Below are 20,285 nucleotides of genomic sequence, written 5' to 3' on the forward strand. Positions count from 1 at the left end.
CCCCTCGCCACAGGGGCTCCGCTATGCCTGTTTACAACGGCAACCCAGCCTTCACCCGGTACTGATTGCGCACCGGCGTCGCATATTGCAGCACCAGATAAGGACGGTGCTCCTCAGGGCAGGCGTCCAGGCGGCGCTGCCATTCTTCCTGCGCCTTGGCCAGTTCATCAGCCGGGAACAGCTCGGCAGCCTTCGGCACGTTCAATTGCGGATCGGCATCGGCCCACATCGCATACGCCAGGTAATGCACCGGGAACAGGCGATATCCGCCGAGAATCTGCTTGTCCATCTCGACCGCCAATTGCTTGGTGTCTTCGAACAGCTCGGTGATCGGCGCGGCGAAGTTCACGTGCACCCGGCCCTTATAACCGGTGATGCCCTTGGCAATGCTCACGTCATCCTCGCCCGGCGCCTTGGCGTAGGTGCCGGTGGTGGCGCGGATGTACAACTCGCGGGCCTTGGCCTGATCGCACGGGTCGTATTCGTAGCTGATCGACACCGGGGTCAGGTTCAGCGACTGAATCACTTCACCGAACGGCTCGTCCTTGCGGCTCATGTGGAACATCTTGAGGATCGCCGACTCGGTACGGTCGTCGCCGTCCTTTGCCCGGCCTTCAGCCTGCGCGATCCAGATCGAGGCGCAATCGTTGCGGATCGAGTGGTTGATGTACGCCGACAGCAATTGATACGCCGCCATCTTCTCGCGACGTCCGGTGATCGAGCGGTGCACGATAAAGCTCTTGTTCAGGCGCATCAGGTCGCTGACGAAGGGCTTCTGCAGCAGGTTGTCGCCGATCGCGATGCGCGGGGTCGGCAGGCCGGCGTGGTACACCGCGTAGTTGACGAAGGCCGGGTCCATCACGATGTCGCGGTGGTTGGCGATGAACAGGTAGGCGCTGCCGGACTTGAATTGCTCGACACCGGTGTAGGTCACGCCATCAGTGGCGCGCTCGATGGTGTGGTCGACGTAGAACTCGACTTTGTCCTGCAAAGTGGCCACGGAGGTCACGTCGGCAAACTCACGACGCAACCGATGGGCTATAAGTGGTTTGAGCATCCAGCCGAAGGCACCGGCAAAACGCGGGAAGCGGAAGTGGGTGAGGATATCTAGAAACGCCTTGTCGCCGAGCAGTCTTGCCAGTACCGCAGGTACTTCGCTGTCGTCGTAAGGTCGGATGGCATCGAATTCGCCCATCATGCTCTCTTGTTGGAAACGGCTAGGGTAAGTAAAGGTTTTGATCGAAAACCAACGGGGCACGGTCTGAAAAAGTAGCCAGACAAAAATAGCCCTGCAAATAGACCGGCGATTATACGCACAAGTCACCTGGGAGACCGCGATGCTGGAAAGCGCACTGTATGAATGTCCGTATTGTGGTGAAGAGGTCGAGACGACGGTGGACCTGTCCGCAGGCGATCAGACCTACATCGAGGACTGTCAGGTGTGTTGCCGACCGATTACGTTTGTCTTGCAGGTGCATGGCGAGGATTGGTTTCTGGAAGTCTTCAGCGAAAACGAGTGAGGGGCGCCCATGCAGCGAATCTACGAGCCGGAAAACCTGATGGAGGGCGAGATGCTCAAGGGCATGCTCGCCAGTGAAGGCATCGAAGCGCACCTGGTGGGCCGCGATCTGCTCGGCGGCACGGGGGAATTGCCGATTTTTGGCCTGCTGGGGCTGTCGGTCGAAAACGATCAGGCCGAATACGCCCGCGAACTGATCACCGCGTACAATGCCGCGCTGCCGCTGCCCGGCGATGAACCGGAGAGCTTCCCCGGGACGCTGGTCTGTTAGGCTGGCGTTCGTTTTTTTTCTGAGTCGTGTTGCCCCATGTGTGGACGTTATGCCCTGTTTCGCTGGAACCGCGATTTCGCGGCCCTGCCCGGATTTCCCGCCGATCAGCAGGCGCAGTGGAACATTTCCCCCAATGATTCGGTGTTGATGCTGCGTGCCGAGGCCGACGGCCAACGCACCCTGGCCCGCGCCCGTTGGGGGCTGACGCCACCGTGGCTGACCGATCTGTCGCGTACCCCGGCGCATGCCCGGGCCGAAACCGTCGCCGAGCAACCGATGTTCCGCGAGGCGCTGCGCCTGCGTCGTTGTCTGTTGCCGGCCAACGGTTTCTACGAATGGCGCGGCAATCTGCGCAAGCGCCCGTACTGGCTGACGCCGGGGGAGGGCTCGTCGCTGTTTTTCGCGGCGATCTGGGAGGCGTATCCGGTGCAGGAGCAGGTGTGGCTGAGCACCGCCGTCATCACGCAGCCGGCGGCCAGTCAGCGCCGACCGTTGATTCTTGATGAGGCAGGGCAGGCGGCATGGCTCGATCCCGCGACGCCGTTGCATGTGCTGCAGGGCTTGCTCGCCAGTGAGCCGGCGGCATTGCGCGAGCGGGTGCTGGCGAATCTGGTGAATGATCCGAAGCTCAATGGGCCGGAGTGTCTGACTCCGGGTTGATTTGATGCTGTGCCGCCCTCTTCGCGAGCAAGCCCGCTCCCACAGGTTTTGTGAACGCCGCAAAATTACTGTGGGAGCGGGCTTGCTCGCGAAGGGGCCTTTGGATCAGACCTTGAACTGATTGATCAACCGCCGCTGCTGCTCCGCCAATTTAGTCAGGCCGGCACTGGCCGAACTCGACTCATCCGCACCGCCCGCCACTTCATTCGCCACCTGACCGATATTGATCACGTTACGGTTGATGTCATCCGCCACTGCGCTCTGCTCTTCAGCGGCACTGGCAATCTGCGTGTTCATGTCATTGATCACCGACACCGCCTGAGTAATCGTCTCCAGCGCCTCGGCCGCTTTCGCCGCGTGCTGCACGCTTTCGTCGGTGCGGTTCTGGCTGTCTTCCATGACCCGCACCACATCGCGGGTGCCCTGTTGCAGTTGCTGGATCATGCTCTGGATTTCTTCGGTGGCCTTCTGGGTCTTCTGCGCCAGATTGCGCACCTCGTCCGCCACCACGGCAAAACCGCGACCCTGCTCGCCGGCCCGCGCCGCTTCGATCGCCGCGTTCAGCGCCAGCAGGTTGGTCTGCTCGGCGATCCCGCGAATCGCGGTGAGGATCGCGTTGATGTTCTCGCTGTCCTTGGCCAGCGTCTGCACCACGTCCACCGCTTTACCGATTTCCAGCGCCAGCGCACCAATCGAGTTCGACGTATCACGGACGATCTGCATGCCCTGACCGGCGGCCTGATCCGCATGGCTCGCTGCCTGAGCCGCTTGGGTAGCGTTGCGCGCCACGTCTTGCGCGGTGGCGGTCATCTCCTGCACCGCCGTGGCGACCTGATCGATCTCGGCCATCTGTTTCTGAATGCCGATGTTGGTGCGAATCGCGATGTCGGCAGTGTGCTCGGAGGAATCGCTGACGCTCTGCACTGACGTCACCACCTGCGTGATCATCGCCTGCAACTTGGCGAGGAAGGTGTTGAAACCTTTGGCAATCGAGCCGAGTTCATCGCTGCGATCACTGCTCAAGCGACGGGTCAGGTCGCCTTCACCTTTGGCGATGTCATCGAGCATGGCGACCATCTGCTTCAGTGGCCGGGCGATGCCGTGCCCCACCAGCCAGATCACCAACAAACCGATGGCGGCGATGATCAGGCCGACCATGGCCATGCCGAAGGTGTCGGACTTGCGTTGTGCATCAAGGTCGGCCTGGAGTTTTTGCAGATCCGCCATCACTGCGTTCAGCGGCAGTTGCAGCATCAGGGTCCAGCGCGCGTCGGTCTGGCCGATGCCGAACGGCAGGTACAGCTCGATGCGGCCCTTGTCCTTGTTGACCGAGTAGGTGACTTCGCCGCGTTTGAGATTGGCCATGTTGGCGATCTGCTCGGCGTCGAGAATGTCGCTGACCTTTTCACCGAATTTGCTCGGATCCTTGGTGTAAGCCACGATCCGGCCGTTGCCGCCGATCAGAGCCATTTGCCCGGCGCCGCTGTACAACTTCTGGTTGGCGCCGAGGAGCATGTCCTGGATGAAGTTCACCGACAGGTCGGCGCCGACGATGCCCTGGAATGCGCCGTTGAGCATGATCGGTTCAATAAAGGAGGCGAGCATCACGACCTTGTCACCGACCTTGTACGGCGCCGGATCGATCACGCAGGGCTTTTTCGTTTCCTTGGAGCAGAGGTAGTACTCACTGGCGCGCACCCCGGTGGACAGGGTTTTCTGATCGTCGACATCGGCCAGTTTGTCCACGCCCAGACTGCCGTCGGTATTGCGGAACCACCACGGCAGGAAGCGTCCGTTGGCGGGATCGATACCGGTCACGGCGCTGCCGACGTAGGCCGCGTCATTGTGATCCAGGGCGTTTTTTTCCCAGCCGATGTAGGTGCCGAGAATCTTCGGGTTCTGCTCGACGTTCTCCTTGATCAGGCTGATCAGTTGCTCGCGGCTGATGGTCAGTCGCGGCTGACCGTCGGCGCCCGGTGTGCCGAGCAGCGCGTTGACCCGCACCAGTCCGCCGGCAATCAGCAACGGCGCTTCGAGTTCGCGCTGGATCTGGCTGACCTGAGTCTGCGCCAGCGAGGTCAGGCGCTGTTCGATGACTTGTTCGAACTGCGCCTGGGTGCGCTGTTGCACCATGTCTTGAGTGCGGGCACCGGAAAACAGCGCGTACAGCACCAGCGCGGCGACCACGCTGAGGACGATGGCGCCGGCCAGGGCGGCCACGGAAAACTGGATCGACTTGAACTTCATGGGAGCTCCGCACGCAAGAGGACGTCTGCGCTGTTGTATCGGCAGCAGGCATGGCGCCATGAGCGTTGAGCGGAACAAAGGGCGGAGGATGTCGCAAATGGATCGGTGCGCGACGCAGCGGCAGCAGACTTGCCGGGTGCTGTGAATTTTTTACGACAACAGCGGTGGGAAACTTCCGAAAGACGCTGCAACACGTCTGTTGTATCTGGCGCCGATACAATTCACCCCCTACGATACGCGGCAGGTTTTCAGGGAGCTTTTGAATGAACAAGACATTGGTTGTAAGTGCACTGAGCGCAGCGCTGTTGCTGGCCGGTTGTCAGTCGGTCAACACCACCAGCGGCGGAGCCGTCGGTGTGGAGCGCAAGCAGTACATGTTCAGCATGCTGTCCTCGCAAGAGGTCGACCAGATGTATGCCCAGTCCTATCAGAAGACCGTCGGCGAGGCGTCGAGCAAAGGCGTGCTGGACAAGACCAGCCCGGAGGCCAAGCGGGTTCAGGCGATTGCCAACCGGCTGATCGCCCAGGCACCGAACTTCCGCCCGGATGCGGCGCAGTGGCAGTGGGAAGTCAATCTGATCAAGAGCGACGAGCTCAACGCAAACTGCGGGCCTGGCGGCAAGATCATTTTCTACACCGGGCTGATCGACAGCCTGAAGCTGACCGACGATGAAATCGCGGCGGTCATGGGCCATGAAATCGCCCACGCCCTGCGCGAGCACGGTCGTGAGGCGATGTCCAAAGCCTATGGCATTGAAATGGCCAAACAGGGTGCCGGTGCGTTGCTCGGTCTGGGTCAGGACAGCCTGGCGCTGGCCGACGCCGTGGCCAATTACGGCATGACCTTGCCCAACAGCCGTGCCAACGAAAACGAAGCCGACCTGATCGGCCTGGAACTGGCCGCCCGCGCCGGGTACAACCCGAATGCGGCGATCACCTTGTGGAACAAGATGAGCAAGGCTTCGGAAGGCGCACCGCCGGAGTTCATGAGCACCCACCCGGCCTCGTCCAGCCGGATCGCCTCGCTGCAGGCAGCGATTCCGAAGGTGATGCCGTTGTACGAGAAAGCCCCTAAATCCTGAGTCCGTCGGGGCTTGAAGGGAACTGGCTTTATTGTGGTGAGGGGATTTATCCCCGATGGGCTGCGAAGCAGCCCCAAAACCTGCAAATGCGTTATGTCTGACACTCTGAGGAGGCAGGTTTGGGGGCGCTTCGCGCCCCATCGGGGATAAATCCCCTCGCCACAGTTAATTGTCAGATCACGGCTCAGGGGTTAAATCCAGCCACTGCTCTGCATCGCCTTGTACACCGCCACGATCGCCAGAATCAGGAACGCCGAAGCCGCCAGGCGACGGATCAAGGTCAGTGGCAATTTCTCCGCGGCAAAGTTACCCGCCAATACCACCGGCACGTTGGCAATCAACATGCCCAAGGTGGTGCCGATAATCACCAGCCACAGCTCAGGGTATTGCGCCGCCAGCATCACGGTGGCGATCTGCGTCTTGTCGCCGATTTCCGCGAGGAAAAACGCGATCAGCGTGGTCAGGAAGGGGCCGAACTTGCGTGCGGTGCTGGCTTCATCGTCGTCCATCTTGTCCGGGACCAGCGTCCACAGCGCAGTGGCGGTGAAGCTCGCGGCGAGAATCCAGTGCAGGACCGAGTCTGAGAAGAAGCTGCCGAACCAGGCGCCTACCGCACCGGCTGCCGCGTGGTTGGCCAGGGTCGCAGCGACGATACCGGCAATGATCGGCCAGGGTTTGCGAAAGCGAGCGGCGAGAATCAGCGCGAGCAGTTGCGTCTTGTCGCCGATTTCGGCCAAGGCAACGATTGCGGTGGGAACGAGTAACGAGTCCAGCATCAGGATTTTCCTAAGGGGCGGGTCGACACGGCTATGACACGTACAGCCTTCCCGCCCCGGGTAAGGTGTGCGTGTCATAGGTCTTGTCAAACCCTGCGATCCGTCTGGTGCGGACGCTTGGGTCGCATACGCCATGATCTGAGGATCAAGTATGTTGACGTATGCCGGACGAGCTTGGCGCTCGTGGGAGACTACTCCCCTAGGACGGAGCGGATTCTGCCTTCGCAAAACCGATAGAGCAAGAACAAATTTTCAGCCGCGCTTGGCCCGGTAAATCCGGAAACCATTGCCTTCGGCCTTGATCGCACACACGCCCAGATGCTCTTCGATCAGCGGCTGATACTTCAGGAAGCTGTTCGCAACCAGGCGCAGTTCGCCGCCGTTTTTCAGATGTTTGGCCGCTTTTCGCAGCAAGTTTTCGGTAGCGAAATAATCGGTGTGCACGCCGACATGGAACGGCGGGTTGCTCAGAATCGCGTTCAAACCCATCGGTGCAGCGTCGATACCGTCGCCGGTCAGCACTTCGGCGTCCAGACCGTTGGCCGCCAACGTCAGGCGACTGCTGGCGGCGGCGAAGGCATCGACGTCGAGCAAAGTCACCTCATTGTGCGGATAACGCCGTTTGACCGCCGCGCCCAAAACCCCGGCGCCACAACCGAAATCCAGCAGATGACCGCTCGGCAGTTTGTCCAGATGCTCAAGCAGCAGGGCGCTGCCGCGGTCCAGTCGACCATGGCTGAACACGCCCGGCAGGCTGATGACTTTAAGCGGGCCTTCGGCCAGCGGCAGCTCATAAGTCTGCGCCAGGCTTTCCAGCGATTTTGCTTCAGGCGCGTTGGCCACGGTGACCTGCCACAGTTGGCAGTGACGGGCGCTGTCGAGTTTGCGCGGCTTGCCGAACGGGTTGAGTTGCTTGGACGCACCCTCGATACCGCTGCGTTTTTCCCCGACCAGAAACACCTCGCGCCCGGGCAGACGTGCGGCCACGGCATTGAGGATGTAATCGGTCAGATCCTTGGACTTGGGCAAAAACACCACGGCGCTGTCGAACTCGCGCTCCGGCACGTTTACGCCGAAATGGCTGCGACCTTCGAAGCGCGCATCGAGAGCGGCCTGATCGCCGGCATGCCAGCACCAGCCGAACGCATTGGGCAGGCGCCCGAGCAGATCGTCGGCAGGCAAACCGGCCAACAACAGCGAACCCTGGAATAACTCGGCCTGACGAAGCAGTACTTCACTGCGCGGATCCATAACTGCTCCTTGGAAAAAAAGTGCCGCAGTTTATCAACTGACGACCCGCAGCGCTTTACCGCTGAAGAATGCCTGGGCGTTTTCGGTCAATTGGCCGACGATGCGTTGCCGCGCTTCGCGACTGCCCCAGGCGTTGTGCGGAGTGACGATCAGCCGTGGAATGTCGGCGGCCAGCAGCGGATTGCCGTTGACCGGCGGTTCGACGCTGAGCACGTCGGTGGCGGCGCCGCCAAGGTGACCGTTGCGCAACGCGGCGGCCAAGGCTTGCTCGTCGATCAAACCACCGCGAGCGGTGTTGACCACAAAGGCGCCGGGTTTCATCGCCGCCAGCTCGCGGGCGCCGATGAAGTGCCGGGTGTGTTCGTTGAGCGGACAGTGCAGGGTCAGGGCGTCGATCTGCGGCAGCAATTCGTTCAGCGGCAGACGGTCCGGCCGCGCCGGGCGGCCCGGAATCTGTCCGAGCAATACACGCATGCCAAATGCTTCGGCCAGTCGCGCGACCGCACCGCCGAGTTCGCCATGACCAAGCAGGCCGAGGGTTTTGCCCTCCAGTTCGACGATCGGATAGTCGAGCAGGCAGAACTGTCTGGCCTGCTGCCAGCGACCTTCGCCGACGGCTTTTTGATAATCCGCGAGGCGGGTGGCGAGGTTGAGCAGCAGCATGATCGTGTGTTGCGCCACCGACGGCGTGCCGTAACCCTGACAGTTGCACACGGTGATGCCGTGGGCGCGAGCCGCGTCCAGATCGACGTTGTTGGTGCCGGTGGCGGTGATCAGGATCAGTTGCAGATCCGGGTTGGCGGCCATCGTGGCGGCATCGATGCGGATCTTGTTGGTGATCGCCACGCTGGCCCCGTGCAGGCGTTCGGCGACTTGATCAGGCGCAGTCTGGGCGAACAGTTGCAGGTCGCTGAAGCAGGCGCGCAACGGGCTGAGGTCGAGATCGCCGAGATCCAGTGACGGGTGATCGAGGAATACGGCGCGGCGCGGGTTCGTCATCAACTGTACCTTTTGTGCTTGGAACGGAAGGCGTAATCTGCCGAGCCTACCAGATGAAACAAAACGTTACGCAGTGCCCGAGGTGCTCACAAAACCTGTGGGAGCGGGCTTGCTCGCGAAGAGGGCGTGTCAGACCCATAAAGGTTGCCTGACACAACGCCATTCGCGAGCAAGCCCGCTCCCACAGGGGAAAAGCATTCAGGCGATGTGTTCAAGTTGATGATCACCCCCAGAGGAGCCCCCATGTACTGGACCGAGTTCTTGACCGTTGCACTGATCCATCTGCTGGCCGTGGCCAGCCCCGGCCCGGACTTTGCCGTGGTGGTGCGCGAGAGCGTGACCCATGGGCGTCGCGCCGGCACCTGGACCGCACTGGGCGTGGGCACGGCGATTTTCCTGCATGTGGGTTATTCGCTGCTGGGCATCGGCCTGATCGTGTCGCAGTCGATCGTGCTGTTCAACGCCTTGAAATGGGCCGCGGCCGCTTACCTGCTGTATATCGGCTTCAAGGCCTTGCGCGCGCAGCCGGCGAAAACCGTTACCGATGATCTGCACAAGGAAGCCGGCGTGCGCACGGCGCGCGGCGCGTTCACCTCGGGCTTCGTGACCAATGGTCTGAATCCGAAAGCCACGCTGTTCTTCCTGTCGCTGTTCACCGTGGTGATCAACCCGCACACGCCACTGGCGGTGCAGGCGGGTTACGGGGTTTACCTGGCCGTTGCGACCGCTTTCTGGTTCTGCCTGGTGGCGATGCTGTTCAGTCAGCAACGTGTACGTGCCGGTTTTGCCCGCATGGGCCATTGGTTCGACCGCACCATGGGCGCGGTGCTGATCGCTCTCGGCGTGAAAATCGCGTTTACCGAGATGCACTAAGAGCTGAAACCCGATCAAAACTGTGGGAGCGAGCTTGCTCGCGAAGGCGTCGGATCAGTCGATATCACAGGTGACTGGAAGATTGCTTTCGCGAGCAAGCTCGCTCCCACAGGGAGATGGGGAATTCCTACACGAGTTGGCTGAGTTTGCTCAGATTATTCAGGTACTCCCGGGGATTGTCCCCAAGCAAACGGCGAAACATCGCGCTGAACGCCCGCGCGCTGCCGTAACCCAGATCCCGCGCCACGCGCTGCACGCTGTGCCCGGCGAGCAGGCGCGGTAGCGCTTCCATTAGGCGCAGTTGCTGGCGCCAGGCGTTGAAACTCATCTTCAGTTGTCGCTGGAATAGCCGCGCCAGAGTGCGTGAGCTGGCGCCGACCTGCTGCGCCCAGTCTTCCAGGGTGTTGGGGTGATCCGGTGTGTGCAGCAACGCCAGACAGATGTTCTGCAGGCGTCGGTCAGTAGGCATTGGAATGTGCAGCGGCAGGTTTTCCAGGCTGGCGAGCTCTTCCAGCATCAACTGCTGGATCAGCGGATTATCCGCGTGCGGCGGGCCTTGAACGGCGCGCAGGATCAACTCGCGCAGTAGCGGCGTCACCGCCAGCACGCAGCACTGTTGCAGGCCGGCCGGTGACAGCTCGGGGGCAATGAACAGCGAGCGCATCTGCACATCGCCGGACATGAATATCTCGTGCGCGACTTGCGGCGGAATCCACACTGCGCGGCTTGGCGGAATCACCCAGGCACCGAGGTCGGTGACCACCCGCATGATCCCTCGGACGGCGTACAGCAACTGCGCCTCGCGGTGCAGATGCAGCGGCTGGTGCGCGCCGTCCAGATAATCCCGGGGATAGGCGCTCACCGGACCGTGTTCGAAGTGGCTGATCAACATGTCGGATTCGATGACCTGGTTGGCAGGTATGCGCTTTTTCGCCAACTTAGCATAAAGCCGCTGACAACAATCCGCCCATAACAAACACAAGCGTGCCGCCATGAATCAATCTCGAAACGTCATTCGCTACGTCAACGCCGCCCATGTGATCGATCACATGTTCATGCTGATTTTCCCCGCCGCCGTGCTCGGCATGACCCAGGCCTTCGGCCTCGACTACGCCGCGCTGATCGGCCTTTCGCTGGGTGGGTTCATTGCCTTTGGCGCCTGTTCGTTACCGGCCGGCTGGCTGGGCGATCACTGGAGTCGGCGGCAGATGATGCTGGTGTTTTTCTTCGGCATCGGCGCCTCGGCGATCTTCACCGGGCTGAGCACCAGCCCGACGATGCTGGTGATCGGGTTGACCCTGATCGGCATTTTCGCCGCGATCTACCACCCGGTGGGCACCGCGATGCTGGTGGCCTACGCGCAGAATCGCGGGCGGGAGATCGGCATCAATGGCATGTGGGGCAACCTCGGCGTAGCGTTCTCGGCGCTGATCACCGGGTTGCTGGTGGCGCAGTTCGGCTGGCGGTCGGCCTTTGTGTTACCGGGGGTGGTGGCGATCATGCTGGGAATCGGCTTTGCCTTGCAGGTGCGTGAAGAGCCGATCCCGCAGCGTCCACACACCGCACTGAAGGGCGCTGCCGGGCAGCGGATTTCGATGCTCATGGTATTCGGCGTGCTGGCGCTGGCGACGGCCACCGGTGGCGTGGTGTTCAACGCCACCACCATGACCTATCCGAAGCTGTTTCAGGAACGTCTGCATGACCTGTTCGCCTCGCCGCAAACCCTCGGCGTGGTGGTCAGCCTCGCGTATGCCTTTGGTGCAGTCGCGCAGTTGAGCATTGGCCAGGTGCTGCACCGAGTCAGCCTGAAATGGCCGTTTATTGTGTTGACGCTGTTTCAGGCGCCGCTGTTGTACGCCATGGCGTATGTCGATGGCTGGGCAGTGATCGTGCTCGGTGCGGCGTTCATGTTCGTGGTGTTCGGTCAGGTGACGGTGAACGACTCGATGGTCGCCAATTTCGTCGCGCCGCAGTGGCAATCGCGGGTCTTCGCCCTGCGTTACTGCCTGTCGTTCGGCGCCAGTGCGACGGCGATTCCGCTCATTGCCTACATCGAGCCGCGCCATGGGTTTGTCGGGCTTTACTTGATTCTGGCGGGTTTCGGCGCATTGACCTTCCTTGCTGCGCTGGTTTTCCCACGGACGCCTTCAGAAGCGGCTGTAGGGCAAACGGCCTGAACGGCGCTGAAATACCGACAAATGCTGGCGCAAAGCTAGCATTTGTACGGCTGTGCAAATCATTCCTTCGGCTGATTTGACTGGGGTATAACGGCTCTAGAGTAACGCTCTCTACGCCAACACCGTGCAGCCAGAAAAGGGATTCATATGTTGCAGACTCGCGTCATTCCCCCGGCCGATGGGGCCTACCAGTATCCATTGCTGATCAAACGGCTGCTGATGTCCGGCGCCCGTTACGAGAAAACCCGCGAGATCATCTACCGAGACCAGTTGCGCTACAGCTATCCGACCCTGATCGAGCGGGTGGCGCGGCTGGCCAACGTATTGACGGCGGCCGGGGTGAAGGCGGGTGACACCGTGGCGGTGATGGACTGGGACAGCCATCGCTACCTCGAATGCATGTTTGCCATTCCGATGATCGGCGCGGTGATCCACACCATCAACGTGCGTCTGTCGCCGGAGCAGATCCTCTACACCATGAACCACGCCGAGGACCGCTTCGTGCTGGTCAACAGCGAGTTCGTCGGGCTGTACCAGGCCATCGCGCCGCACCTGATCACCGTCGAGAAAACCCTGCTGCTGACCGATCTGCCGGAAAAGACCGCCGAGCTGCCGAACCTGGTCGGCGAGTATGAGCAACTGCTGGCCGCTGCGAGTGCGCAATACGACTTTGAGGATTTCGACGAGAACTCGGTCGCTACCACCTTCTACACCACCGGCACCACCGGCAACCCGAAAGGCGTGTACTTCACCCATCGGCAACTGGTGCTGCACACCATGGGCGTGTCGACCATCATGGGCGCGATCGACAGCGTGCGCCTGCTCGGCACCAACGACGTGTACATGCCGATCACCCCAATGTTTCATGTGCATGCCTGGGGTTTGCCGTACGTGGCAACCATGCTCGGGCTCAAGCAGGTTTACCCGGGGCGTTACGACCCGGAATTCCTCGTCGAGCTGTGGCGCAAGGAGAAGGTCACGTTCTCCCACTGCGTGCCGACCATCCTGCAGATGCTGCTCAACGCCAAAGGCGCACAGGGCACCGATTTCGGCGGCTGGAAGATCGTCATCGGTGGCAGTGCGCTGAACCGTTCGCTGTATGAAACCGCCAAGGCCCGGGGCATTCAGCTGACGGCGGCGTACGGCATGTCGGAGACCGGGCCACTGGTTTCCTGCGCGCATTTGAACGACGAGTTGATGGCCGGCACCGAAGATGAGCGCACCACTTACCGGATCAAGGCCGGTGTGCCGGGGCCGTTGGTGGAAGCGGCGATCGTCGACGCCGAGGGCAACTTCCTCCCCGCCGACGGCGAAACCCAGGGCGAACTGGTCCTGCGCGCGCCGTGGCTCACCGAAGGCTATTTCAACGAACCGCAGAAGGGCGCCGAGCTCTGGGCCGGCGGCTGGCTGCACACCGGCGATGTGGCAACGCTCGACAGCATGGGCGTGATCGACATCCGCGACCGCATCAAGGATGTGATCAAGACTGGCGGCGAGTGGATTTCCTCGCTGGACCTCGAAGACCTGATCAGCCGTCATGTGGCGGTACGTGAAGTAGCAGTGGTGGGCATCGCCGATCCGCAATGGGGCGAGCGGCCGTTTGCACTGCTGGTGATCCGCGAAGGGCACGAGATCGGGGCGCGCGAGCTCAAGGAACACCTCAAGCCGTTCGTGGAGCTGGGGCACTTGAGCAAGTGGGCGATTCCAAGCCAGATCGCCCTTGTTACGGAAATTCCCAAGACCAGTGTCGGCAAGCTCGACAAGAAGCGCATCCGCCTCGACATCACCGAATGGCAGGCCAACAACAGCACCTTCCTCTCGACACTTTGAGTGTCTGCTGGCGCGCCGAAACCGGCGCGCCAGACCCACCAAGCAAGCGCTTGGCTTGTTAAATCGAAAAATTCAGCCATCCTTGCCGTGCCGACATGTGTCGGACTGGCGAAAGGACTGTTCCAGAGTGGCCGGCAGCTGCAAATCACACTTTAGAGGGATCAAGCAGTACCCCCTGCTGGCTATAGTCCGCTCAAGGATTTTTAAGAACGGGGCACACGCACGAACAGGGGCGATGCAACTTTGGAGTGACGTCGGGTGGCTACTGGCTCCCGGTCTTCCAGGCGTTTTTAAAAGTACTCACTGCCATAACAATAATGCACATGGAGTAGCGTCGATGACATCAGTAAACCAGTTCTGGCGCCGGGCTAAACTGCCTCTGGCCGTCAGTCTTGCCTCTACGCTCGCCGGGCCCGCATTCGGCGTCAGTTTCAACGTCGGTGAAATCGAAGGTCAGTTCGACTCCTCGCTCTCCCTGGGCATGAGTATCTCGACCCAGCAGCCGAACAAGGACCTTATTGGTGTCAACAACGGCGGCAAGGGCCTGTCCCAGACCTCCGACAACGGCCACCTGAACTTCAAGAGCGGGCAAGCCTTCTCGAAGATCTTCAAGGGCATCCATGATCTGGAACTGAAATACGGCGACACCGGGGTCTTCGTCCGGGGCAAATACTGGTACGACTTCGCGCTGCAGAATCAGGACCTGGAATACAAGGACGTCAGCAACCACAACCGCGACGTCGCGGCGCGCTCTTCCGGCGGGCAGATCCTAGACGCCTTCGTTTACCACAACTACTCGATTGCCGATGAGCCGGGTTCGGTGCGTCTGGGCAAGCAGGTGGTGAACTGGGGCGAAAGTACCTTCATCGGTGGCGGCATCAACTCGATCAACCCGATCGACGTGTCCGCGTTCCGCCGTCCGGGTGCCGAGATCAAGGAAGGTCTGATCCCGGTCAACATGTTCTACGTATCCCAGAGCCTCACCGAAAACCTCTCGGCTGAAGGTTTCTACCAGATCGACTGGCAGAAGACCGTGACCGACAACTGCGGCACCTTTTTCTCGCAGCCGGATATCGTCACCACCGGTTGCGACGATAACCTGCGGGTACTGAACAAGCGTTCGACCATTCCGGGTATTGCGCTCGGGCCGTTGGCCAACGCTGGTGTCGACGTCAACGAAGAGGGCGTGCTGGTGCGCCGTTCGCCCAACCGCAACGCGCGTGACAGCGGGCAGTGGGGCGTTTCCGCCAAGTACATGTTCGACCCGCTGGCCACCGAGTTCGGCGCCTACTTCATGAACTACCACAGCCGTGCGCCGATCTTCAGCGCCACCGGCGCGCCCCAGTCGATCTATAACGGCGTCAAGGCATTGCCAGGGCCGTTCCAGGCACTGGGCCCGCTGGTCGTGGCAGGCAACTCGGAATACTTCATCGAATACCCTGAAGACATTCGCCTGTACGGTCTGAGCTTCTCCACTACCCTGCCTACCGGTACGGCGTGGAGCGGTGAAGTCAGCTACCGGCCGAATGCTCCGGTGCAGTTGAACTCCACCGACATCCTGTTCGCCGGCGTACGTCCGCTGGGAGGCGCGTTGACCAACGCGTCGGTCCTCAACGGCGTGCCGGGCCAGGATCTGCACGGTTACAACCGTAAAGAAATCACCCAACTGCAAACCACCCTGACGCACTTCTTCGATCAGGTGATGGGCGCCAACCGGCTGACCCTGGTGGGTGAAGTCGGCGTGACCCACGTCGGTGGTCTGGAAAGCAAATCCGAAGCCCGTTACGGTCGCGATCCGGTGTTCGGCCCGGGCGAACTGCCTGCCACGGGAGGTCTCAACACCTGCTCGCAGATCCTCAACACCTCCACCATCAACGGTGCCGGGCCGGGGGCTTCGCGCGACAACGTTTCCAGCAACTGCAACAACGATGGTTTCACCACGGCCACTTCGTGGGGCTATCGCGCTCGTGCCATCTGGGATTACAGCGACGTGTTTGCCGGTGTGAACCTCAAGCCGAACGTGGCCTGGTCGCACGACGTGAAAGGTTACTCGCCAGGCCCTGGCGGCAACTTCGAGGAAGGTCGCAAGGCCATCAGCCTCGGTCTCGATGCCGAATACCAGAACACCTACACGGCGAGCCTGGCCTACACCAACTTCTTTGGCGGCGACTACACGACCGTGGACGATCGTGACTTCGTGGCCTTGAGCGTCGGCGTGAACTTCTAAGCACAGTTTTTTCAGGACGAACACACATATGAAAATAACAAAGAGTCTGTTCCACGCGAGTGTTCTGGGTTTGTCGCTGCTGGCGACCAGCGTCATGGCGGCCGTTCCCGCCGCCGAAGCCGACAAGCTGGGCAAGAGCCTGACCCCGATGGGCGCCGAAATGGCCGGCAACGCCGACGGTTCGATCCCTGCCTGGAAACCGTTGGCGAAAAATGCCGGCACGGTCGACAGCAAGGGCTTCCTGTCCGATCCGTTCGGCAGTGAAAAACCGCTGTTCACCATCACCGCGCAGAACGTCGAGCAGTACAAGGACAAGCTTGCTCCGGGCCAGTACGCGATGTTCAAGCGCTACCCGGACACCTTCAAGATTCCGGTTTATCCGTCCCATCGCGGCTCGACCGTGCCGGATGATGTGTTCGCCGCGATCAAGAAAAACGCCACCACCACCAATCTGGTCGCAGGCGGTAACGGTCTGGAAAACTTCGATACCGCCGTGCCGTTCCCGATTCCCAAAAGCGGTCTGGAAGTGATCTGGAACCACATCACCCGCTATCGCGGTGGCAGCGTGACCCGTCTGGTGACCCAGGCGACTCCGCAAACCAACGGCTCGTTCAGCCTGGTGTACTTCCAGGACCAGTTCGTGTTCCGCGACAAGATGAAGGATTACGATCCGGCCAACCCGGGCAACATCCTGTTCTACTTCAAGCAGAAAGTGACCGCGCCGGCACGTCTGGCCGGTACCGTACTGCTGGTGCACGAAACCCTCGACCAGGTGAAGGAGCCGCGCAAGGCGTGGGTCTACGCCACTGGTCAGCGTCGTGTGCGTCAGGCACCGCAAGTGTCCTATGACGGCCCGGGCACTGCGGCGGACGGTCTGCGTACCTCCGACAACCTCGACATGTACAACGGTGCGCCGGATCGCTACGACTGGAAGCTCGAAGGCAAGAAAGAGATGTACATTGCCTCCAACAGTTACAAGATCGACTCGCCGACCCTCAAGTACGCCGACATCATCAAGGCCGGCCATATCAACCAGGACCTGACCCGTTACGAGTTGCGTCGTGTCTGGCACGTGGTCGCCACCCTGAAACCGGGTCAGCGCCATATCTATGCCAAACGTGACTTCTACATCGACGAAGACACCTGGCAGGCAGCAGTCATCGACCACTACGACGGTCGCGGTCAGCTGTGGCGTGTCGCCGAAGCGCATGCCGAGGACTACTACGACAAGCAAGTGCCGTGGTACGCGCTGGAAGCCCTGTACGACCTGCAATCGGGTCGCTACCTGGCGCTGGGCATGAAGAACGAAGAAAAATCAGCGTATGACTTCGGTTTCTCTGCCACCAAGAGCGAATTCCAGCCGGGCAACCTGGGCCAGGATGGTATCCGCTAAGCTTTGACCCGAGGCCGCATCCTCGAAAAAACGCCCCGACTGGTTCGGGGCGTTTTTTTTGGCGTTGATTTTGTAGGAGCTGCCGGCTCGCGACAGTCTTTTTGTAGCCATTTGTAGCAGCAACCTTCATAACCGCTACGTTTAAGGCTAGGCTGCGGACATCTGCTACGCCGCCAACCGCCATTCGAACAAGAGCCGGCCATGACTGATCTGTCCCCACTTCCGGGTCCCGCAAGCGTTGCCGTCGCGGCACTGGACGGACGTTTTTTCCGTCCTCCGCTGCCGGACGGATACGTCTTGCGGCCACGTCTCTGCGAGCGCCTGCAAACCGGGCTCGGTGGACGTCTGTTACTGGTCTGCGCTCCGGCCGGGTTCGGCAAGAGTTCGCTGGCGGTAGAGTTCTGTCAGAGCCTGCCGGGGCACTGGCAAAGCCTTTGGCTGGGATTGAGCCCACGGGATAACGATCCGGGGAGGTTTCTCGAGCGATTGCTGGAGGGACTGCAGGACTACTTTCCGGATCTGGGCAGTCGTGCACTCGGCCTGTTGAAGATGCGCCAGCGCCATCAGCCGTTCGCCTTCGAAGAATGGCTCGATGGCTTGCTCGATGAACTGGCCCTGCAACTGCAACCGACGGCGCCGCTGTTGCTGGTGCTCGACGACTACCATCTCGCCCAAGGCCCGGTACTCGACCGTTGCCTGCAGTTTTTCCTCAATCATCTTCCTGATGGCTTGCTGGTCATGGTCACCAGTCGGCAGCGCCCGGACTGGCATCTGGCGCGTCTGCGCCTGTCGCGCCAGTTGCTTGAACTGCATGAGCAGGACTTGCGCCTGACCCACGATGAAGCCCTGACGCTGCTCGATCGACACAGCAGTTCATTGCGCGGCGAAGCGCTGGAAAACCTGATCCAGCGCAGCGAAGGCTGGGTGGCCGGACTGCGTTTCTGGTTGCTTGCGGTCTCCGAGGCTGGCAGCGGGGCTCCGTTGCCACCCGCGCTGAACGGCGGGGAAGGGCTGATCCGCGATTACCTGCTGGAAGAAGTGATCGATTGCCTGCCGGCCGAGGTGCAGGCGTTCCTCTACGACACCGCCCCTCAAGAGCGCTTTTGCAGCGAGCTGTGCGACGCGGTGCGCGAAGCCCACGACAGCGCCGAAATCCTGCGGTTTCTGTTGGCGCATCAGGTATTTCTGGTGCCGCTGGACGAACACGGTCACTGGTATCGCTATCACCATTTGTTTTCCGATCTGCTGCGCAGCCGTCCCGTGACCCAGACGCTGGTGCCGGCGGCGACCCTGCACCTGCGCGCCTGTCGCTGGTTCAATGCTCAAGGGCTGCTCGACGAAGCGGTGGAGCAGGCCTTGCGCGCCGGCCATCTGGATGTCGCAGCGAATCTGGTGCAGAACCTGTCCGAGGAACAACTGCTCGCCGAGCAGAACGTGGGCATGCTGCTGCGCTGGAAAATGGACTTGCCCGACAGTCTGCTGATCAGCACGCCACGCTTGATCGTGCTCTACAGCTGGGCGCTCGGGCTGGCCTGTCAGCTGGATGCCGCTGAAGAGCTGGCCAGTCATTTAAGTCGTTTCCTGCCGGCGCCTTCGGCCTCTGCGCAGAAGTCGATGCTCGCGCAATGGCTGGCGCTCAGCGGCATCATCGCCCGCGGGCGCGGGCATCGTGAGCTGACCCAGCGCTATTGCAGCGAAGCGTTGGAAAGCCTGCCGGTGAAACGTTACGGGCAACGCCTGATGTGCCTGTCGACCTTGTCCAATCTGGCGATTGCCGACGGTGACCTGTGGCGTGCGCGGGGCTTGAATCGAGAATCCCTCGAGCTGGCGCAGCGGGTCGGCAATCCGTTGTTCGAAGCCTTGGCGCATTACGACCGGGCGCGGGTCCTGCAATCGCGCGGGGAAATTCTGCGGGCACTGGATGAGGTGCATCAGGGTCTTGATCGTCTGCGCGGGTTGTCGGCGCAACGTCTGTACGCGGTGCGTGCGCGATTGACGCTGTATGAAGGTTTTCTGCTGTCGATGCGCTTGCAACCGCAGCAGGCCCGGGCCCGATTGCTGAGCGGTCTGGCCGAAGCGCGGGTCTGTCGCGATATCAGCGTATTGATCGGTCACTGCGTGATCGCCCGTCTCGACGGCAGCGTCGGCGAGTTCGCCAAGGCCTTCGCCGAACTCGCTGAAGCCGAGCGTCTGATGCATATCTGGGATGTGCCGCCGATCTACTATCTGGCAATGATCACCCTGGTCAAATGCGAACTGTGGCTGGCGCAAGGCCGCACTGATCTGGCCGAAGCCTGGCTGGCGCGACTGGGCCAGACCTACACCGGCGAACGTGCAGCCGCACCACCGGAATTTCATCCACAGCTGCCGCTGCATGTGGAATTGCAACAAGCGTTGCTCGACGTGATCAAGGGCCAGCCGATGCTCGCCGAAGGGCGGTTGAATGTGTTGCTGGAAAACGGTCAGCAAACCGGGCGCCAGTTGCTGTGTGTGATGGCGCTGGCGCAGAAAGTGAATTTGCTGCTGAGCAGTGGTCGCGAATCCGAGGCACGCAAAGCATTGAACCAGGCGCTGGAAGCGGCGACGGGCGGCGTGATACAGCCATTTGACGCCTTGATCAACGCGCATCCGGACTGGCTGCGCAGCCAGCTGCAAAACTCGCCAGCACTGGCAGGACAGCAGTTGCTGACGCATTTTCCGCTGGTGGTTGCCCGTCCTGTCATTGAATGTGGATCTGCCGAACAACTCAGCAGTCGCGAGCTGGCGGTGCTGCGTTTGATTGCCCAGGGCTGTTCCAATCAGGAAATCAGCGAGCAACTGTTCATTTCGCTGCATACGGTGAAAACCCATGCCAGCCATATCAACAGCAAGTTGGGGGTTGAGCGGCGTACCCAGGCGGTGGCCCGCGCCAAGGCGCTGGGGTTAATGATCTAGTCCCGCTAAAATCTTCGGCATCAGCGGTTTTCGCCGCCGTCGAATA

The 20,285-nt window shown here is 61.1% G+C and carries 16 protein-coding genes, 1 pseudogene and 1 riboswitch; of the genes and pseudogenes, 10 read left to right on the forward strand and 7 right to left on the reverse strand.

Annotation, left to right across the window (positions count from 1 at the left end; genetic code table 11):
- Positions 1-31: 31 nt before the first annotated feature.
- Complete coding sequence (locus tag J1G18_RS19835; protein ID WP_098965560.1) at positions 32-1,198, reverse strand: 1-acyl-sn-glycerol-3-phosphate acyltransferase; 1,167 nt, start codon at positions 1,196-1,198, stop codon at positions 32-34.
- Between the two features lie 139 nt (positions 1,199-1,337).
- Between J1G18_RS19835 and J1G18_RS19840 the strand changes: the two genes are divergently transcribed.
- Genes J1G18_RS19840 through J1G18_RS19850 form a run of 3 tightly spaced genes read left to right on the forward strand, consistent with a single transcriptional unit; the run spans position 1,338 to position 2,450 of the window.
- Complete coding sequence (locus J1G18_RS19840) at positions 1,338-1,520, forward strand: CPXCG motif-containing cysteine-rich protein (RefSeq protein WP_096797159.1); 183 nt, start codon at positions 1,338-1,340, stop codon at positions 1,518-1,520.
- A gap of 9 nt (positions 1,521-1,529) precedes the next feature.
- Positions 1,530-1,790 carry a putative signal transducing protein gene (locus tag J1G18_RS19845; protein ID WP_003228093.1) on the forward strand — a complete coding sequence of 87 codons (261 nt, stop codon included), beginning with the start codon at positions 1,530-1,532 and terminating at the stop codon, positions 1,788-1,790.
- 36 nt (positions 1,791-1,826) lie between these two features.
- Complete coding sequence (locus J1G18_RS19850; RefSeq protein ID WP_007967716.1) at positions 1,827-2,450, forward strand: SOS response-associated peptidase; 624 nt, start codon at positions 1,827-1,829, stop codon at positions 2,448-2,450.
- Positions 2,451-2,555: 105 nt separating this feature from the next.
- On the opposite strand, the gene J1G18_RS28500 is transcribed toward J1G18_RS19850, so the two are convergent.
- The gene (locus J1G18_RS28500; RefSeq protein ID WP_410477717.1) at positions 2,556-3,398 is read right to left on the reverse strand and encodes a methyl-accepting chemotaxis protein; all 843 of its coding nucleotides are present in this window, start codon (positions 3,396-3,398) and stop codon (positions 2,556-2,558) included.
- 12 nt (positions 3,399-3,410) lie between these two features.
- Positions 3,411-4,757: pseudogene (locus J1G18_RS28505) on the reverse strand (HAMP domain-containing protein); the annotation flags it as partial.
- Positions 4,758-4,960: 203 nt separating this feature from the next.
- On the opposite strand from J1G18_RS28505, the gene J1G18_RS19860 reads away from it, so the two are divergent.
- Complete coding sequence (locus J1G18_RS19860; protein WP_223008309.1) at positions 4,961-5,779, forward strand: M48 family metallopeptidase; 819 nt, start codon at positions 4,961-4,963, stop codon at positions 5,777-5,779.
- A 191-nt stretch (positions 5,780-5,970) separates the two neighbouring features.
- Here J1G18_RS19860 and J1G18_RS19865 read toward each other — a convergent pair whose 3' ends face one another.
- The 3 genes from J1G18_RS19865 to J1G18_RS19875 all read right to left on the reverse strand — a co-directional run bounded on the left by J1G18_RS19865 (position 5,971) and on the right by J1G18_RS19875 (position 8,805).
- On the reverse strand, positions 5,971-6,555 hold the full coding sequence (locus tag J1G18_RS19865) for a TMEM165/GDT1 family protein (RefSeq protein WP_027612206.1): 585 nt from the start codon (positions 6,553-6,555) through the stop codon (positions 5,971-5,973).
- Positions 6,556-6,644: 89 nt separating this feature from the next.
- Positions 6,645-6,767, reverse strand: a riboswitch (yybP-ykoY riboswitch).
- 40 nt (positions 6,768-6,807) lie between these two features.
- On the reverse strand, positions 6,808-7,806 hold the full coding sequence (locus tag J1G18_RS19870) for a class I SAM-dependent methyltransferase (protein WP_223008310.1): 999 nt from the start codon (positions 7,804-7,806) through the stop codon (positions 6,808-6,810).
- Between the two features lie 33 nt (positions 7,807-7,839).
- The gene (locus J1G18_RS19875; RefSeq protein WP_134787311.1) at positions 7,840-8,805 is read right to left on the reverse strand and encodes a 2-hydroxyacid dehydrogenase; all 966 of its coding nucleotides are present in this window, start codon (positions 8,803-8,805) and stop codon (positions 7,840-7,842) included.
- Positions 8,806-9,048: 243 nt separating this feature from the next.
- Here J1G18_RS19875 and J1G18_RS19880 point away from each other — a divergent pair, with 243 nt between their 5' ends.
- Positions 9,049-9,678: a LysE family translocator gene (locus J1G18_RS19880; protein WP_027612203.1), complete on the forward strand. Its 630-nt coding sequence runs from the start codon at positions 9,049-9,051 to the stop codon at positions 9,676-9,678.
- 127 nt (positions 9,679-9,805) lie between these two features.
- Here J1G18_RS19880 and J1G18_RS19885 read toward each other — a convergent pair whose 3' ends face one another.
- Entirely contained in the window at positions 9,806-10,570 is a 765-nt protein-coding gene (locus J1G18_RS19885) for an AraC family transcriptional regulator (protein WP_223008311.1), read from the reverse strand.
- A 100-nt stretch (positions 10,571-10,670) separates the two neighbouring features.
- On the opposite strand from J1G18_RS19885, the gene J1G18_RS19890 reads away from it, so the two are divergent.
- The 5 genes from J1G18_RS19890 to J1G18_RS19910 all read left to right on the forward strand — a co-directional run bounded on the left by J1G18_RS19890 (position 10,671) and on the right by J1G18_RS19910 (position 20,239).
- Positions 10,671-11,855, forward strand: coding sequence for an MFS transporter (locus tag J1G18_RS19890; protein ID WP_098965555.1), 1,185 nt, complete (start codon positions 10,671-10,673; stop codon positions 11,853-11,855).
- A 147-nt stretch (positions 11,856-12,002) separates the two neighbouring features.
- Positions 12,003-13,685 carry a fatty acid--CoA ligase gene (locus tag J1G18_RS19895; RefSeq protein ID WP_223008312.1) on the forward strand — a complete coding sequence of 561 codons (1,683 nt, stop codon included), beginning with the start codon at positions 12,003-12,005 and terminating at the stop codon, positions 13,683-13,685.
- A gap of 337 nt (positions 13,686-14,022) precedes the next feature.
- The gene (locus tag J1G18_RS19900) at positions 14,023-15,912 is read left to right on the forward strand and encodes a DUF1302 domain-containing protein (RefSeq protein WP_098965554.1); all 1,890 of its coding nucleotides are present in this window, start codon (positions 14,023-14,025) and stop codon (positions 15,910-15,912) included.
- A gap of 28 nt (positions 15,913-15,940) precedes the next feature.
- Positions 15,941-17,305 (forward strand): DUF1329 domain-containing protein, encoded by a 1,365-nt coding sequence (locus tag J1G18_RS19905; RefSeq protein ID WP_027612198.1) that lies wholly within the window; start codon positions 15,941-15,943, stop codon positions 17,303-17,305.
- 201 nt (positions 17,306-17,506) lie between these two features.
- On the forward strand, positions 17,507-20,239 hold the full coding sequence (locus tag J1G18_RS19910) for a LuxR C-terminal-related transcriptional regulator (RefSeq protein ID WP_223008313.1): 2,733 nt from the start codon (positions 17,507-17,509) through the stop codon (positions 20,237-20,239).
- Positions 20,240-20,285 lie beyond the last annotated feature (46 nt).

The sequence above is a fragment of the Pseudomonas sp. MIS38 genome (genome assembly GCF_019891575.1).
In the GTDB taxonomy this organism is placed as follows: Bacteria; Pseudomonadota; Gammaproteobacteria; order Pseudomonadales; family Pseudomonadaceae; genus Aquipseudomonas; species Aquipseudomonas putida_A.

Bases quoted from the DNA above. Each gene is read 5' to 3' on its own strand.
- J1G18_RS19835 (WP_098965560.1), bottom strand. From the start codon at position 1,198: ATGATGGGCGAATTCGATGCCATCCGACCTTACGACGACAGCGAAGTA.
- J1G18_RS19840 (WP_096797159.1), top strand. From the start codon at position 1,338: ATGCTGGAAAGCGCACTGTATGAATGTCCGTATTGTGGTGAAGAGGTC.
- J1G18_RS19845 (WP_003228093.1), top strand. From the start codon at position 1,530: ATGCAGCGAATCTACGAGCCGGAAAACCTGATGGAGGGCGAGATGCTC.
- J1G18_RS19850 (WP_007967716.1), top strand. From the start codon at position 1,827: ATGTGTGGACGTTATGCCCTGTTTCGCTGGAACCGCGATTTCGCGGCC.
- J1G18_RS28500 (WP_410477717.1), bottom strand. From the start codon at position 3,398: ATGATCACGCAGGTGGTGACGTCAGTGCAGAGCGTCAGCGATTCCTCC.
- J1G18_RS19860 (WP_223008309.1), top strand. From the start codon at position 4,961: ATGAACAAGACATTGGTTGTAAGTGCACTGAGCGCAGCGCTGTTGCTG.
- J1G18_RS19865 (WP_027612206.1), bottom strand. From the start codon at position 6,555: ATGCTGGACTCGTTACTCGTTCCCACCGCAATCGTTGCCTTGGCCGAA.
- J1G18_RS19870 (WP_223008310.1), bottom strand. From the start codon at position 7,806: ATGGATCCGCGCAGTGAAGTACTGCTTCGTCAGGCCGAGTTATTCCAG.
- J1G18_RS19875 (WP_134787311.1), bottom strand. From the start codon at position 8,805: ATGACGAACCCGCGCCGCGCCGTATTCCTCGATCACCCGTCACTGGAT.
- J1G18_RS19880 (WP_027612203.1), top strand. From the start codon at position 9,049: ATGTACTGGACCGAGTTCTTGACCGTTGCACTGATCCATCTGCTGGCC.
- J1G18_RS19885 (WP_223008311.1), bottom strand. From the start codon at position 10,570: ATGTTGATCAGCCACTTCGAACACGGTCCGGTGAGCGCCTATCCCCGG.
- J1G18_RS19890 (WP_098965555.1), top strand. From the start codon at position 10,671: ATGAATCAATCTCGAAACGTCATTCGCTACGTCAACGCCGCCCATGTG.
- J1G18_RS19895 (WP_223008312.1), top strand. From the start codon at position 12,003: ATGTTGCAGACTCGCGTCATTCCCCCGGCCGATGGGGCCTACCAGTAT.
- J1G18_RS19900 (WP_098965554.1), top strand. From the start codon at position 14,023: ATGACATCAGTAAACCAGTTCTGGCGCCGGGCTAAACTGCCTCTGGCC.
- J1G18_RS19905 (WP_027612198.1), top strand. From the start codon at position 15,941: ATGAAAATAACAAAGAGTCTGTTCCACGCGAGTGTTCTGGGTTTGTCG.
- J1G18_RS19910 (WP_223008313.1), top strand. From the start codon at position 17,507: ATGACTGATCTGTCCCCACTTCCGGGTCCCGCAAGCGTTGCCGTCGCG.